Raw genomic sequence first — 16587 nt, 5'->3', positions numbered from 1 at the left:
TATGCTTTTAAGATGACTCAATAGAAAAATCAAAAAAACAAATTCTTCAATTCTTCGCTGGTATATTTGTCACTTTTTAGCAATTGATAGTAGGAATATGCCTTATTGATAAGCGTATCCATATATTGTAATGAAATAAAATTGACTCCATTTTCGTACAAAAATGACTGGTACTGCAACAAATTCTTGGCATTTCCCCGCCCTGAGTACATATTTTTGAAGTTATGATACTCAATATTTACTATCTCCGCCAACTGTTTAAGATTCATCTTTTTGATGTTTTCGAGTGTCATTGTATCAGACCGTTCAAAAATGGCATCTGTCATACGGCGGTTTTTATAGACAAAAAACGAGTAGGTAAACACCAATTTCCAGTAGTATTCACTTGCTTCAGGGTGTTCTTTCACAATTGTCAATTTGGCTTTCAATTCCGCCTGTTCTTCGGGCTTTTCCGAAGATATCTGTAAGGTTTTCAGCACATCTTCTCCTACCAAAATAGGGGTGTAGCTGCCTTTCTCGTCAGCAGCCAACTTAGGTCTACCTCGTGGGTTCATTGGTATAAATTTTAAAATCGGAACCGCAGAAGCGGTGGTTAAATTACCTATGGGTTTCGAACTGCCGAATCGGCAGTTCTTCTGTATTCTGTCATTTCATACTCAATGAGCAGCGGAATGTCCTGCTTTACACGGTATTAATGTTCATGTAAAAGCCAGTTTCTGAAAGAACGTTACTCTTGCTCGGTTAATTTTTTGGTAATCGACATCATATTTCTTTTGCATCAAAACTGCCAAATTATTGATTATAAGCAGTTTTCCATTTTTTGAGCTGGTCTTTCAATACACTCATAAAAGCTTTGAATGTTTTTAATATCAAATTCCTCACCAAAATTATCAACAAAATGCCCAATGAACTCGTACTGCTTCAACGTAGAGATATTTGATGCCAGAATTTCTTCGATAATATTGATAATTACAACGGATTTCAACAGTGTGAATATTCAATATAATCAAAATTGATACCCCAAAAATTTAAGCCGTATAACCCTCGTAAATGAACTGCCAAAGACTGGGTTTTAAGATCGTATATGACTTTCCAGAACCTGGCAAACCCAACACCATGGTCAAACCAAAAGGGTTTACGATATCGACTAAGCCTTCCCGCCATTTGCGAGGAAGTGGTAGGAAGTCTTGATTCGTTAGATACAAACGTTTCATTTTGAGGGAATTCTTCGTTCGATACATTAAAATATCATTTTCAGGTTGGGCAAAAGCAATCGAGACATGTGTTGTCCTGGCTTGACCAACAATAGCGAGCCTACCAACGTGACAATGATATAAAAAGTATCAATCAAAATTGGAGTAAAAGCCTCTTTCAGATAGAGCAGAAAGATTGAACCCATGAATAAAGCTGTCCACAGTGGGGCATCAGCCATTATTTTCTGCCTTTTAACATTTGGAACAATCTTTCCTTTCAAGCCAAGTAAATTTAAAAATATCAAGAAATAGATCATAATTTTGGAAAGGATGGACGTGTTAAACAGCTTAAATTGGCGATGGAGCTTGGTCAAAAAAGTATAAATGAAGCCTCGGATAGGTAGGCTTTCTGCTATAATCACATGGCAAAACCACAAAAAGTGAAAAATTAATAACAGAATGGCAATAATCAGCAATAGCTTACCACCCAGAGCATTCCCTTCTTTCTCTTTGATTATCAGCCCCGACATTTAAAATATCTATTTAATTTTGGGCTTAAAATAATAAAAACATTTAATTAAATGAGGATAAATTATATTTTTATGTTATTTAAGTTGAAAAGCGGTGGTATTTACGCTATTTTCTCTCAAATAACCGTCTCAACTCCATGGCTTTAAAAACCTTTTCTTTATTCTCTTTCATGCGATCTTTAAGGTGTTGGATAACGATACACTTTATAGTCTTTGGTGTGTTTGTAGTTAATCAATGCTCCAATCGATGAGCCTGCCACAATTCCAATGAAATTATCCACAGAGTCTTACACCACATAATTGGTAAGGAATCCAATAACAAGTGTAAGGCCCAGAATCAGACGAACAATCTTTACTTAAATCAACGCGAAAAAATTCACCGCAGCAACGAAGAATGTCAATAAGACAGCCTTACGACCTATGCAAGTCATATACGTTATAGACTTTATAACCCGCAAAGATGCCAATAGCAAGCGCTTCGTAATCTAAAATACCAATTGGGTAATCTATTTCCAAAAAATGTGTTCCGTACTCCAATATCAATCTTTATAAATTATTAAAGTGATCAATCAAAATCTGAGCTACCACGTCATTGATATTGATATCCTGCTCCACCGCTTTATGCTTGATTTTTTCATTAAAGCAGCGGGGATTTTCACGTTGAACTGGGTAATTTCCTCCTCTGGCTCTTCCACGGTTTTCTACAGAACCAGTTGAACCGGTTCTACCTTTTGCATGGGTAAAGTAGCAGGTTCTTCTGCAAGTTTTGTACTCAACTTACCCAAACGGTTTTTAAATTCGTCACTTACAGCCATCCTGTTTCATATTTATAAAGTTGTCCAACTATTTCTTCGGCTAAGGGCATCATTTCTTCCGTTACCTTTTCATCTCCTATATTTCCCACCCCATTAGAAACTACTGACCGAATATAACTTACCCGTTCCATAATTTTCGTTTTTAGGGTCGGAATGGGGTAACTGTCTAAAATCTTTTTAATTTCAGCATTTACACTTGTGCGGTGCTTTACCATGTTCAGCACAATTCCTGGCTTCATGGTGGGGTTTTGTTTTTGAGCCTCAGCAATCAGCGCAACTGTTGCTTTAACTGCCATAACGTCCAAATAACTCACCTTGAAAGGCACTAATGCAAAATCCGAAATCTCAAACAGTGTCGAAAGTTGAACAGTCAAGTAAGGCGGGGTATCAATTATCAGGATGACTAGTTCTGGTACGTCTCCTATAGTTAAAACCTCCTGTGGTACAAGTTTATTACCTTCAAGCAAATCACCCAAGCCAACTACAATGCCTTGAATATTGGTATCAAGAATGCCTACTTTGAGCATATCTTTAAGTAAAAAGGAAAGGTTAAGTGCCAAAGTGGTCTTGCCCACTCCCCCTTTCTAATGCGCCACAGTTATTACTTTCATTGGTTTATATCTGGTATTTTTCAGTCTGATAAAATCTGTGGTTACCAATTCTTTGAGTTAAACATGAATAAATATACATTAAATTTTAAATAAATAATTTTTATTATTTTAATAATTTAAAATAATAAAAATTATTTATTTTTTCTTAAAAATCAGTTACAAACCTAAAAAATTCGTAATAATGAAAAGAAAGATTCACTACCTGTGGAGCGCTGAATTGACAATAGCGGCTTTTACATAGTCCAACGCGCAGAATGCAGGTATTCAAAGTGACGCCCAAGTAATTGATCAACAAGCTGCTGCCCTACAGGCTTATTTTACATCAGTAACAACCATTATCTATGTAATTGCAGCCATTGTTGGCTTAGTCTGCGGGTTCAGAATTTACAGCAAGTGGCAAAATGGTGACCAAGATACCCAAAAAGCTGCATTGGGTTGGATGAGTGCGATTTTATTCATTTTAGCCATTGCCGCGTCCCTGCAGTATGTCTTCTTTTAAGCCAATGAAACGACTCCAATATATAGTTTCTTCATTTTTGCTGACTTCACTGATGAATGACCATACATTTGCTAAATCAGTAGATTTGACTAAGAAAAGTGGATTTTCGAGGGTGAGAATTGATAAATATTTATCAGAACCACTTCACAACAACCATTCAATGTTTGTCACCTTTACTTACTTGGTCTGTGGATTTATGAGTTTGATTGAAGGACTTCGTATCTATAACCGTTGGCAATTAGATGAAAGAGAACTTATTACCGTTGAAATTTGGCGGTAGGTGGAGGCGATACTTATCATCACGACCCGTTTAAGTGCCTACGTCTCAGAAATGGAAGTAGGTTCACCCCATAAATAACTAAACAGGACTTTGGTATTAAACCTGAACAATTGATTATTTCTACGCCATTACTATAAATACCTGTCTCCTCCTGCCGCGACGGCTGCGGTGTTTGTGGGACTAAACCTCTTTCAAAAATGGAATCGGGGCGAGGAAGTTGAAGGGATGATTTTTATATGGTTGATTGTAATCTTATTGGGATGCTTTAGTTCAGACAATTAAGGTTCTATCCATTGGCTTCAATGATATGTTCATTGACGAGGAGTACAACCCAATTTTCGAAAGTGAATATCTGTAATCCAAAAATTATGTTGCTTGGGAAAACCAACGACACTTTGCGGAACGTCCCTACCTGCGGCCCCACTGCTATATGTAGATTACTCGTCCTGCTTCTTCGCCTTTGAAACGAACCAGTCAGCAATCCTCGCTACTCAAACGGCACTTAGTACCCAAAGAAATTCAAGATACTTAAACTTAGATTGAATTTACGGAAATTGTAAATCAATTCGAGGAACATTCTAAGATTCAGGGAAAGTAAGAAAAGATTAAACAGGCTGAATAAATACGAAATTCTCATTACAAAACCGAAACGAGGCTCTTTCAAAAATATTTTTCGCTTTCGATCGATGTTGAAATGATTTATGACATAAACACAAATACGTATATAACCAAGGGTTAGTAATTTGCAGCGGGGTTGAGATGGTAAATGAAATGATCGGCAATGTACGCTTCAATTATTCTTTTTCGGCAGGGTCGAAGGAAAACGAAGTGAGTATTTCTACAAAAATACCTTTATGGCAGTAGTGAAAGTTAACAACTGAAAGGTTGTAAAAGCATATTTCTACGTAATGGGTTTTTATCGATATTCCAAAATCGCTGACAGCTACCGTTCATTGGCAGCGGCAGTAATGTCTAATTCAACTTCAAACCAAAGTTGGCTATTTGGGACGCTAAAACGTTATTTTGGGTATGTATTCTGGGTAACATTTTTGAAACTGGAAGAGACAATTTAGCTACTTGCTTTTTGGAAGAGGCTAGGAACATTTGGAACGTGGAAACGAATTACCAAGACATTTTTTTCAACAAAAATAGGACTCTACTCACTGGCCGCTTTTGCCAACCGTGTATAGTAAATACGTTTTTTGCTCCGTTGAAAAAGGATTGATTTCCAATCAAAATTTTATGGTAATTGGTCCATGGGGGCCAGGTAAGTCGTTTACATTGACCAATACAAAACCATATATTACCTACTGTCTCACGGTGTACACATAAGCATGGTGGATGTGGGCGACACATACAAACGTCTTTGGAAACTCATGGTGAACGGTATATTACTTACGAAACCGATAATCCCATAAACTTCAATCCCTTCTATATGAAGGATTTGAACCCCGATGAAGAACCGAAAGATGCTTTAACTAACTTATTCATTGCTCTATGGAAAAAGTGGTGAACGCTCATTAAAATCAGAGGAAGTAACTATTTTAAGCATGTTCACGAATACTAAGTTGCATTGCAATCGAGTGGATGTGCACGACTTTTTTGCCTACTTTGATAGCTTGCAGTGACGACGGCTATACAGGAACTCAATGAAAATGTGGTCTTAGTCGGTGGTGGTTGCCCTCTATGCTGATGTGCTTTAATCAAAGAATTCTCAATCAATGAGTAACATTTGCTTTAGATAGTAGCTAGCCAAAACTTGTAAATACAGTATGGCTTTTACTCTGCTATCGCTCGCTGGTGGTTTGTAGTTATAACGTTGTAGTTTTAGGGTAAAAGCCGATTTCGTCCCAAGTTGTAGTATAAGACAATAGATTTTTACTGGCATTTTTGAAGCTGTTTTTATAGTAATACGAGTTTGTTACAATTCAAAAGTACAACTAAATCCTGATTGCAAAATGTAATTAAATATCTGAAAATCAATTATTTATTTCCTTTTTGAAGGCTTAAAATTACCCCTTTGGTTCTCTTGTAGGAATGTATATTCATTCATGTCGATCAATAAATAATTTTGTTTATCCCATTAACTTGAAGTAGCCTTTATTTAAAAAGGTAATTGAAGTAACTAAAAAAATAGTTACTTCAACGTCTAAATAACACCTGCTTTAATGAATTTTTCTTTTCCCCATTGATTCAAAAAAACAAAAAATTATAAAGACCTTTTTTATATAGTTTTTTAAAATTGTTTTTTAAGTTCTTTTTAAGTATTTTTTTAGAAGTTATAAAAACGAGCATAATTGTCTGATTTTTAATGTTTTATGGAATGATAAATGTATATCCATTCATGTATAAATGTATATCCATTCATGGATAAATGTATATTGAGTCATGTATAAATGTATATCCATTCATGTATGAATGTATATTGAGTCATGTATAAGCTCCAAATGAATAAAATGTATATCCATTCATGTGTGGATAACTAGTTAATGTATTGATAAACAAGTAGTTATTTTAATTTTATTGTTGATAACTTAAAATAAAATGTATATCCATTCATGTAAAACCTAGATGACCAATCCTCAAAAATGAATATTGGTGTGAAGTAATATTCATTTTTGAGGATAATGTATATTCATTCATTATATATATGTAGTTAATAGTCTGATAATCAGTGATATTATAAAATGAAAATGTAAATGAGTTTTGAGCTTATTTACTTTTTTTCTATGTTTACCTGAATTCTAAATAAAACTCAATTGTAATGGCAAAGAAGACCAATTCAGAATATATCGAAGACTTGCAGAATAATTCCGACGTAGTCATTCTGAATAACCCTATTGCCACTCCTACCTTTATACGTCAGTTGTCAAAAAGCAAAAAAGCTGAAATCAACGAAGTATATACCCCCAAGTTATTCTATGAAATTGCCTCTCGACTCAAACCCGCTGACTTAGAAAACCTGAGTCGCAACACAAACATCGTCCTAACGCTTGAAATTAAAGACTTTTTAAAGAGCATCCAAACCACCAATACATCAGGTTATTCGTATTTGATTGACTCAATCAAGATGTTGCAGACAACTCTTGTGGAATGGATAGAAGGTCGTGAAACCATCATCGTGCCAATTATCTCGCAGAGTGTACATAAGCATGACTCGGGGAAAATTGACCTATATATTTCACACGACTTGGCGAAGCAGATCTTACAGGTAAAGGAAACCGAGAATTTTAGTTTTTTCAAGAAAAACGTATTTGCATTACAAACCACTCGATCTATCAAGCTATTCCCTTTTTTCAGCAGCTGGAAAAATTATGGTCGTCCGATAGATGTAGATTTGAAATCGTTCAAGGAAAAACTGGGCTTCAATAAAGTGGTTTATTCACGATTTTCTTCGTTAAAGAAGCATGTAATTGACCCAGCCATTCACGAGATAAACGAGAAGACCGACTTGTTTGTAAAATATGAACTGCTTGGTAACAACTTGGATTCTAAAAAACCAAGAGTAACAGGAATACGGTTTTGGGTGTGGGAAAAGAAGAACGTGAAGGCACTGGAAGAAAAGAAAGCCAAACAGGGTAGTGGAGAGGCTATCATGGATGTGGACAAATACATTGAGCAAGTAACAGCCGATTATAAGACTCGGCTACGCAAACACGCTGATGAATTTTATGACCGCCTTTTGGGTAATGTAGCTAATAAGAGTCATTATGGAGAATTAGTAATTAAATTTCAAGGCACTGCCCTGGTCAATCAGTTTAACATGATCACTGATGTGGAATGGATGATGAAAGAATTCTTCCGTATGTTTCCCTACCATGCTGAATCACTCCGTTCGCTCTCGGCTATTCGTTCTCATATAGAAATCACAGAACAGGAATCTAAACAAAGGGGATTCCTCCTTTATTTTGAATTAAATGAAGGGTTTGATTTAAAAGTGACCAAAGTAGAAGTTTAAACCTTTCATGAAGTAGTGCTATTCATATAAGTATTTTGCCTATTACCTTCTGTCGAAACTCAAAAGGAGTTTGGTGACGTGCTTTTTTGAAAACATGAATAAAATGAGAGACATTCTCAAAACCCACCTGAAAACAAATTTGGGTGATTGAGTCTTTACTTTTGCTGAGCAGTTCACAGGCGTATCGAATCCGCAAATCAGTAATATATTGATTGAGTGTTTGTCCTGTTTGGGCTTTGAAGTACCGACAAAAGGCTGATTCGTTCATACTCCCTAATTCGGCGACTATTTGTAAAGTAATCGGTTCGGTAAAATGTTCCAACAAATAAGCCACCACCCGATTCATGCGCTCGTTGTTTTTAGTAAGGGTGGAAATCGGCATATAATTGGGCGAAATGACGGCTAAATCATTGGATTTGGCAAGGGTGTCCAGCAGACCAACAAAAGTCATTAATTGGGAAAAGCCTACTGCTTCAAGTAATTGATGCAATTGCTGAGCTACTTGGGAGCGTAGTGGTTCAAGGAGCTTTAACCCATAAATGGCTTTTTCAAAAAGGGCTTCAATATGTTTGGTTTCGGGTAGTTTAAAAAAAGGGGCTCCTGCAAAATCTTCAGCAAAACGCAGTATAATGGCCTGCGCCTTGGGAGCTGTCGAGGGCTGATAATAGGAAGCATCGTTTTTCCAGTAGTGCGGCAGGTTTTTGCCCAACAACACAATTTCACCACTTTCAAAACGCTCCACGCTTTGACCGATGAAACGCGTGCCAGTGCTTTCAACGATATAGTTAAGTTCGAGTTCGGGGTGAAAATGCCAAGGGTTCGTAAAGTAAGGTACTTGTTCGTGTCGGATGTCAAACGAGCGGTAATCCGTTTGGGGAACAGTCAGACGGTCTGGACGCATACACTAAATGGGTTTCTGTTTTATTATTTGCTAATTTATTTTAAAAAAACCATTTATTGCAAATATGGGGACATTTTTTGCAAAATTATCATTAGAAAAATGATGATAAATGTTTGAATTTTGCAAAAAAACAACCTCATTATGTATTATTTACGTCTCATGGCCATCATTCTATGGTTTTTAGGAGTGATGGGATGTAATGCTCAAAAACCTAATACCCTCACTCAAACCGAGCAAAAGACGGGCTGGGTGTTGCTGTTTGATGGAAAAACGACTGCAGGCTGGCGGGGCGCATACAGCAGCGTGTTTCCGAAGCATGGCTGGGTTGTGAAAAATGGTGAACTTCGGGGAGAACTTTCGGATGGAGCGGAATCAGGTGATGTAGGAGACATTGTGACACTGAAAAAGTACCGAAATTTTGAGTTAATTTTTGATTGGAAGCTCGGCAAAGGGGGAAACTCCGGCGTGAAGTATTTTATTGAGGAAAGACAACCCAAACCAGAAAAGGGCTCGCAGACGGGCTATGAATACCAACTCATTGACGATGCCGATTATATCTACAACGGCAAACCCTTGCCGCAAGACCTCAAAACGGCTTCTATTTATGATGTTATGGCAGCAAAAAAGCCGGACATAAAAGTGGAAGTGTGGCACTCTTCCCGAATCGTGGTGAACGGCAATCATATCGAACATTGGCTCGACGGAAAAAAAGTGTTGGACATTAACCGAAATTCGGAGGCGTTCAAACAGGGTGTTCAGCAAAGCAAATTCAAAGATTATCAGGGTTTTGCTTCGATTCCCGAAGGGCACATTTTGTTGCAAGACCACGGGCATAGCGTAGCATTTAAAAATATTAAACTGAAAGAGTTATGAACCGAAGAAATTTCCTTAAAAATACCGGGTTGGCAACAGCCTCCGTCGGATTTCCTACCATAGTTCCAGCCTCGGTCTTTGGGAAAAATGCTCCTTCCAACCGAATTACCGTTGGCCTGATCGGTACCGGTCGGCAGGGTTATGGCCAAAATTTGCAGGGGGCCGAGCAAAAAAGCCTTGGGGCAAAAATCCCCGGTCTGCTGGATATAGCAGATGCCCAAATCGTAGCTGCCTGCGACGTAGACAGTTGGCGACTGGATAAGGCCAAAACAACTATTGAGGCGCATTATGCCAAAAACACCATAAGCGGCAAGTACAAAGGTTGCGCCACCTACGTGGATTTTCGGGAAATCATTGCCCGCAAAGACATTGATGCCGTCATGATTTCGACACCAGATTTTTGGCACGTTCCGATGGGTATTTTGGCGTCCAAAGCCCAAAAGCACATCAGTTGCGAAAAACCCCTCAGCATGAGTGTTCATCAGGGAAGGGAACTCGTGGACGCACTCAAAAAATACGGAGTGGTGAATCGGACCGACAGTGAGTTTCGCTCTATACGGCCGCAAAATCTAGCCGTAGAATTAGTGCGAAACGGTAGAATCGGAAAACTGCAAAAAATCGAAATCGTGTTTCCTTCTGACCCGCCGCCGGTTCCTTCACAGGTGGATATGCCCGTTCCAAAAGGACTTAACTATGACCTTTGGCTGGGCCCTATGCCCTATGTACCTTATACTGATATGCGGGTGCATACGCCCTTTGATATTTTGAAACGCCCTAATTGGATGCGGGTAGATACATATGCACAGGGAATGATTTCCAACTGGGGCGCGCATTATTTTGATATGGCGCAGTGGGCTAACAACAGTGAATATTCAGGGCCTGTCGAAGTGGAAGGCAAAGGAGAATTTCCCAAAAGTCTTTGGAATACAATGATCAATTTTCAGGTAACATACCGTTACGCTAACAGCGTTGAAATGACTTGCCTGCAAAGCCCAACGAGCAGACCAAGCATCAAATACATCGGTTCAGAAGGATGGATTCATGTAGAAAATTATCCTGGCAAATTGACGGCAAGTAACCCTAAAATGCTGGATTCAAAACCTATGGGAAGCGAGTTAGATTTGTCAAAAACGCTATGGGATAAAACAGATTTTATTGAAGCCGTAAAAACAAATCGAAAAACGCTCGAACCCATTGAAGTAGGACACCGTACTATTTCGATCTCCCAAATCGGGTTGATTGCCGCTCAGGTAGGAGCGGGGGAAAAACTGAAGTGGAATCCCGAAAAAGAGCTTTTTGAAGGTAATAACTACGCAAATGCCTTATTGGCGGCTCCGTTGGCAAGAAAACCTTGGACGATGTAAATATTTTAACCGCGCTGGCGGTCCGGCACAAATAATGCAAAAAATGGCACTAAGGGTGTACTTTTTTCTACTTTTCTTCTGGCTGGGTTGTGCTGCAATTGCATCTGCCCAAAAAATCAAAAACGATTTTTTTACTTTGCACAACATCATTCGCGGTGATTCTACCTATAATACATTTGATAAACAGGTGGAATTGGTCAAAAAAGCGGGCTTCGACGGCATCGAAATCAACCAAACGCAAAGTTTTGAAGGGATGAAGGCTGCATTGGATAAACATCAATTTGCAGGTTCTTATTTTTACGTGCGGGTGGAGCTGAAGGAACCATATATTGATATGCGTTTGGAAGAGTACATCCAACAGCTAAAAGGCAGTAAAACTATCATTGCACCTTTTATCATTGTCGATGCGGCCCGTTTCAAGCCCTCATCGCACGGGGCGGATACCTTGGTGGTGAGATTGGTTACTCAATTAAGCGATTGGGCCAAAGCTGCGGGATTGCAGGTCGCTATTTATCCGCATCATGGTTTTTATGTGGAACGTACCAATCATGCAATGTTACTCATCAAGCAAATCAATCGTAAAAATGTGGGACTCACTTTTAATCTGTGTCATTGGCTGGCAACAACCTCCGCCGCCGAACGTACGCAACTCAAACCCCACCTGAAAGAATTAAAACCTTATCTAAAAATGATTACGATTTGCGGGGCCAACGATGTGATGACATCGCAGAAAACCATTTGGGATGACTATATTTTACCGCTTGGCACGGGCAGTTTTGATACCTATGGCTTGCTCAAATACGTGGTCAAAGATCTGAAATTCAAAGGGCCGATTGGTATACAGTGTTACAATATTAAAGGCAACAAACCACAGCTTGTCCAAAATACCATGGCGATTTGGAAAGGGTATAAATCACGTTTGGAATACGAGCAATGAAAATTCAGCCTGAAATATTACACTTAGAGAAACCGACGTTCAGGCGTTGGTGGATTTGCGCCTTGCTTTTTTTTGCTACAACTATCAACTATGTTGACCGTCAGGTTTTGTCAATTTTGGCACCTCAGCTCCAAACGGAAATCGGTTGGTCGGAAATCGAATACGGCTACATCGTCACGGCATTTCAGTTTTCGTATGCCATTGGTTTGCTGATGGTGGGTAAAATGATTGACTTTTTAGGAACAAAAAAAGGGTTTATTCTTTCCATTGCGGTATGGTCGCTGGCGGCTATGGGTCATGCACTAGCACGGACTCCCTTTGGATTCGGAGTTGCTCGGTTGGCTTTGGGGGTAGGGGAGGCAGGAAATTTTCCAGCAGCCATTAAAACTATTTCGGAGTGGTTTCCCCGAAAAGAGCGGGCATTTGCAACGGGCATTTTTAATTCTGGATCCAACATCGGGGCCATTGTTGCCCCGCTTACTGTTCCTATAATTGCACTCAATTTTGGGTGGCAATGGGCTTTTATCTTGACGGGGTTACTTGGGTTTATCTGGCTTTTTTTCTGGGTAAAAATGGTTCATGGGCCCGAAAATCACCCTTCAGTCAATGCAGCGGAAGTGGCCCTGATCAAAGAAGATGTTGAAATTAATGATGAAAATCCAGCTTCACTTTGGGAAATTATTCGTACCCGAAAGGTTTGGGCAATAGCCATCGGAAAATTCATGACCGATCCTATTTGGTGGTTTTTTCTCTACTGGTTGCCCAAATATTTATACTCAACTTACGGACTTCAATTAGATAAAATCGGTTTACCGCTCATTACCGCCTATTTGATTGCCGATGCGGGAAGTATTGGTGGGGGCTGGCTTTCGTCCAAATTCCTGCAAATGGGTTGGAGTATCAACGCAGCACGAAAAACAACATTACTTCTCTGTGCCCTGCTTGTCACCCCAATTTATTGGGTATCTGGCATTGCCAATTTGTGGTCGGCAGTACTGCTAATAGGTCTTGGTATGGCTGCGCATACAGGGTGGTCGGCCAATATGTACACCTTGGCAACCGATTTTTTTTCCAAAGAAAGACGTTGGAACCGTCGTTGGGTTTATCGGTATGGCAGGTGCTGTCGGAGGGATGCTGATGGCCACTGCCACGGGGCATTTGCTGGAAGCCACAGGCAGTTATAAGAGCCTGTTCTTTATTGCTGCTTCGATGTATGGTGCTGCTCTGCTAATCATTCATTTGTTAGTCCCCGATATTGATGCTGTTAAATCTTAAAAACTGATACAATCATGGAATTTACGAAAGAACACCTCGACACCTATCACCGTGATGGCTACGTTGTGGTTCGCAATTTCTTCACGCAAGAAGAGGTAGATTTATTGTACAAAATAGCCATTAAAGATGACGTGATGAGAAAAAAAAGTTATGACCGTACTGATGCTTCGGGCTTGAAAACAAAACTGGCCTTGTGGTATTCGCTGGATGAAAGCCTATACAGTAAATTTGCACGTTCTGAGCGGATCGTAAGGGGCGTAGAACAGATATTGGGTGGCAAGGCAGCGCATTATCATTCAAAATTGATGCAGAAAGAACCCAAAACGGGCGGAGCATGGGAATGGCACCAAGACTATGGCTATTGGTACAAAAACAACGGGTTTTTATTGCCTGATATGCTCAGTGTGCTGACTGCTCTCACCCCAGCAACTAAAGAAAACGGCTGTTTACAGATGATTCGAGGGTCGCACAAAATGGGACGGGTTGAGCACGGTTTTGCGGGAGAACAGGTTGGGGCTGACATGGAAAAAGTAAACGAAGCCCTCAAAATTATGCCGTTGGACTATTTGGAGATGGCTGCAGGAGATACTGCTTTTTTTCATTGTAATACCCTTCACGCTTCAGCGGCCAATTTATCAGACAAGCCTCGTTGGTCAATTATTACGGCATATAACTTGTCGAGTAATAAACCCTACAAAGATGTTCACACCAGCAGCTACACCCCGATTGAGCCTTTTAAAGGCGATTTATTGGCCGAAGATGCGGTAAGTATTACAGATAATGCCGATTTTCTGGTCAAATAGATAGACTGTTTTGGGCACTTTTTCTATACCACCTTTAGGAATATTAGGGGCATGTGTTTGCTAAAACAATGGTAATTGATGGTTTTTTAGGTGAATACTGGTTATGGTTTAGTGAATGCTTTTGTATTAAAAAAGAATTCTAAAAACGGGAAAAGTACATAACATTCGATTCTTCTAAGAATAAATAGTTTTTTTTGAATTGTGGTTTGTCATAATCTAGTATGTAAATTTAAAAAATGAAGTGATTGAGAATAATTAGTAGATAAATGAATGCAAAAATTAGGTGGTCAACTGACTACCTAATTTTTAAACAAAACAGAAAAAATGATGAACCTAGAACCTAACTCATATCATTGGGAACAAGAATAGCAGTTCAACCTTTTCAATCAAAAGCGAATATTTACCCAATAATAAAAATAGCATGAAAATTAAGTTCTACGCTCCGGCCTGGGGTAATATGCTGCCATTTGATACGTTCTGCAAAAATGTAAAAGAGGTGGGCTATGATGGGGTAGAAATGGCACTGCCTCTAGAAGTTAAAAAAAAACAGGAAATTCTGGATATATTCAAACAATACGACCTTGAATTCATCGGTCAATATTACCAATCTTTTGAAAGGGATCTTGACGAGCACGCCGAAAATTACGAAAAATACCTAAGACACCTTTCTTCGGCCAACCCTGTTTTCATCAATTGCCAATCGGGAAAGGACTATTTCAGTTTTGAGCAAAATAAGCGTTTATTTGAAGTCGCCGCTCGTATTTCAAAAGAAACAGGCGTTAAAATCATCCACGAAACTCACCGTGGCAAGAGCCTGTTTGCGGCACACATAACTCAACACTATCTTACCCAAATTTCCGATTTACGCATTACATTGGACATTTCACACTGGTGTAATGTGCATGAATCGCTATTGGCCGACCAACCAGAAGCTGTTGAATTAGCCCTGAGCCATACCGATCATATCCACACCCGCATTGGTCACATTGAAGGCCCGCAGGTAAATGATCCCCGTGCCCCCGAATGGAAAGAAACTTTTGAAACTCATCTGTTATGGTGGGATAAAATAGTAGAAATACATCGCAAGAACGGAACCCAACTTACAATGAATACCGAGTTTGGCCCCGCTACTTACATGCCCGTATTGCCTTATACGCAGCAACCCGTGGCGAGTCAATGGGAAATCAATGTGTTTATGTTGAATCTGTTGAAAAAACGGTATGAATAAGCGTTTTACATAAAATAATGGCCTTTGAACTATGGACAATCGTCGAATAATTAGTAACAATTCTGCTTTTACAAACGAAAGATTCTACTTTACTATATTGCAAACGTTGCACTATTGTCAAACATCAATATCAAGATAACAAGTGTACTCTTTTCTTCGTTTTAAATTGAAAATAATTAAGCCAGTGCCCTAAAGTGAATTTCCTAGCATCAGCTATATATCGGATTGGCAAAGCTCAAAAAGCCTATATTAAAAAAGATCTTTAAGAATTCGGGTGAAAAAATTAGATAATTTTATATCTAAATAAAGAGATATTGATAAAATTATATCTAATTTTGGCTATGTACTCTAACCCTTATTGCTGATGTTGACACAGGATATTGTGTTTCGGTTTCTTAGATCAAAACCTGCATTAAACCATTCACAAATTGAAAAAGAGGCGGGATTGCCTTCCAAAACCCTCTATAAAGCGCAGGGGGGACTGATAAACCTCAACGAGAACCACTTGGCCAAATTGGGGCCCGTATTGAGAAACTACGGTTTTTCGGAGGAGCAATTCAGTAAAGCCAAAGTAATATCCATCGTTAATCACAAAGGAGGAGTCGGGAAGACAACGTCCACCATCAACCTTGGCAAAGCGCTGAGTTTACTCGGGAACCGCGTGCTGATGCTTGACATGGATTCGCAGGGAAATTTATCGCAGTGCTTTGGAATTCATCAACCCGAAACCCAGATAATTGATTCTTTGTTGGATAAAAGAGACCTACCAATTATCGAAATTGAGTCAAAACTGCATTTATCACCCTCTGATATTCAAATGGCTTACCGGGAGTTAGAACTGGTAAATTCAATCGGTAGTGAGAAGCGATTATCCAACAAACTTGCTCCTCTCCTCTCTGAATACGATTTTATTCTGATTGACTGCCCGCCCGCACTTAATGTGCTGACTACCTGTGCGTTGGTTGCCTCTCACGAATGCCTCATTCCGATTCAGCCCGAAGCATCTGCTTATCATGGGGTTGAGAATCTATTCAATCGGATTTTTGAGATTAGAGAACATTTGAATTATTCCTTACGAGTAAGGGGAATTTTCTTTACAATGGTTCATAAAAATCAGAGCGTTCATCGTACCATGATTGATCATATTCGTCAGGTTTATGGGCATTTTACCATTTTTGACACCCTGATTGAAACCTCCACGGTCATCAAACAATCGCAGGTCGCCAAACAAGACCTGTTTGAATATTCTCCCAAATCTAATTCCGCTAATCAGTACTTGGCACTGGCTCAAGAACTAGCAACTGCATAAACTTTCTTCGA

The 16587-nt window shown here is 39.2% G+C and carries 14 protein-coding genes and 1 pseudogene; 11 read left to right on the top strand and 4 right to left on the bottom strand.

The window, feature by feature from the left end:
- Positions 1-29 precede the first annotated feature (29 nt).
- The 3 genes from DR864_RS28815 to DR864_RS28795 form a co-directional block, all read right to left on the bottom strand.
- Positions 30-554: a hypothetical protein gene (locus tag DR864_RS28815; RefSeq protein WP_114070607.1), complete on the bottom strand. Its 525-nt coding sequence runs from the start codon at positions 552-554 to the stop codon at positions 30-32.
- Between the two features lie 686 nt (positions 555-1240).
- Positions 1241-1723 carry a YWFCY domain-containing protein gene (locus DR864_RS28800; RefSeq protein ID WP_114070604.1) on the bottom strand — a complete coding sequence of 161 codons (483 nt, stop codon included), beginning with the start codon at positions 1721-1723 and terminating at the stop codon, positions 1241-1243.
- Between the two features lie 805 nt (positions 1724-2528).
- A complete protein-coding gene (locus tag DR864_RS28795; protein ID WP_262510967.1) occupies positions 2529-3113 on the bottom strand; it encodes a nucleotide-binding protein in 585 nt (194 codons plus the stop codon).
- A gap of 298 nt (positions 3114-3411) precedes the next feature.
- Here DR864_RS28795 and DR864_RS28790 point away from each other — a divergent pair, with 298 nt between their 5' ends.
- The 4 genes from DR864_RS28790 to DR864_RS28780 all read left to right on the top strand — a co-directional run bounded on the left by DR864_RS28790 (position 3412) and on the right by DR864_RS28780 (position 7886).
- Positions 3412-3648 carry a DUF4134 family protein gene (locus DR864_RS28790; RefSeq protein WP_114070648.1) on the top strand — a complete coding sequence of 79 codons (237 nt, stop codon included), beginning with the start codon at positions 3412-3414 and terminating at the stop codon, positions 3646-3648.
- Between the two features lie 4 nt (positions 3649-3652).
- Positions 3653-3928, top strand: a complete 276-nt coding sequence (locus tag DR864_RS28785) for a hypothetical protein (RefSeq protein WP_162794283.1) — start codon at positions 3653-3655, stop codon at positions 3926-3928.
- Positions 3929-5294: 1366 nt separating this feature from the next.
- Positions 5295-5441, top strand: a complete 147-nt coding sequence (locus DR864_RS30305) for a TraG/VirB4 family ATPase (protein ID WP_229599614.1) — start codon at positions 5295-5297, stop codon at positions 5439-5441.
- 1251 nt (positions 5442-6692) lie between these two features.
- Positions 6693-7886 (top strand): replication initiation protein, encoded by a 1194-nt coding sequence (locus DR864_RS28780; RefSeq protein ID WP_114070602.1) that lies wholly within the window; start codon positions 6693-6695, stop codon positions 7884-7886.
- A gap of 22 nt (positions 7887-7908) precedes the next feature.
- Here DR864_RS28780 and DR864_RS28775 read toward each other — a convergent pair whose 3' ends face one another.
- The gene (locus DR864_RS28775; protein ID WP_114070601.1) at positions 7909-8787 is read right to left on the bottom strand and encodes an AraC family transcriptional regulator; all 879 of its coding nucleotides are present in this window, start codon (positions 8785-8787) and stop codon (positions 7909-7911) included.
- A 141-nt stretch (positions 8788-8928) separates the two neighbouring features.
- Between DR864_RS28775 and DR864_RS28770 the strand changes: the two genes are divergently transcribed.
- The 7 genes and pseudogenes from DR864_RS28770 to DR864_RS28740 all read left to right on the top strand — a co-directional run bounded on the left by DR864_RS28770 (position 8929) and on the right by DR864_RS28740 (position 16576).
- Positions 8929-9660, top strand: a complete 732-nt coding sequence (locus DR864_RS28770) for a 3-keto-disaccharide hydrolase (RefSeq protein ID WP_114070600.1) — start codon at positions 8929-8931, stop codon at positions 9658-9660.
- The gene (locus tag DR864_RS28765) at positions 9657-11024 is read left to right on the top strand and encodes a Gfo/Idh/MocA family protein (protein WP_114070599.1); all 1368 of its coding nucleotides are present in this window, start codon (positions 9657-9659) and stop codon (positions 11022-11024) included. The genes DR864_RS28770 and DR864_RS28765 overlap by 4 nt, the downstream gene beginning before the upstream one ends.
- A gap of 136 nt (positions 11025-11160) precedes the next feature.
- Positions 11161-11961 (top strand): sugar phosphate isomerase/epimerase family protein, encoded by an 801-nt coding sequence (locus DR864_RS28760; protein ID WP_162794281.1) that lies wholly within the window; start codon positions 11161-11163, stop codon positions 11959-11961.
- A pseudogene (locus tag DR864_RS28755) lies at positions 11958-13236 on the top strand (MFS transporter). Before DR864_RS28760 ends, DR864_RS28755 begins: the two are co-directional and overlap by 4 nt.
- Positions 13237-13250: 14 nt before the next feature.
- Positions 13251-14039: a phytanoyl-CoA dioxygenase family protein gene (locus DR864_RS28750; RefSeq protein WP_114070597.1), complete on the top strand. Its 789-nt coding sequence runs from the start codon at positions 13251-13253 to the stop codon at positions 14037-14039.
- A gap of 421 nt (positions 14040-14460) precedes the next feature.
- Positions 14461-15267 carry a sugar phosphate isomerase/epimerase family protein gene (locus DR864_RS28745; RefSeq protein ID WP_114070596.1) on the top strand — a complete coding sequence of 269 codons (807 nt, stop codon included), beginning with the start codon at positions 14461-14463 and terminating at the stop codon, positions 15265-15267.
- 364 nt (positions 15268-15631) lie between these two features.
- Positions 15632-16576 carry a ParA family protein gene (locus tag DR864_RS28740; RefSeq protein ID WP_114070595.1) on the top strand — a complete coding sequence of 315 codons (945 nt, stop codon included), beginning with the start codon at positions 15632-15634 and terminating at the stop codon, positions 16574-16576.
- Positions 16577-16587: the final 11 nt, after the last annotated feature.

Origin of the sequence: Runella rosea, from assembly GCF_003325355.1 — a bacterium.
Classification (GTDB): Bacteria; Bacteroidota; Bacteroidia; order Cytophagales; family Spirosomataceae; genus Runella; species Runella rosea.
The sequence above is the reverse complement of the archived record's forward strand: the minus strand, read 5'-3'. Positions and strand labels throughout refer to the sequence as shown.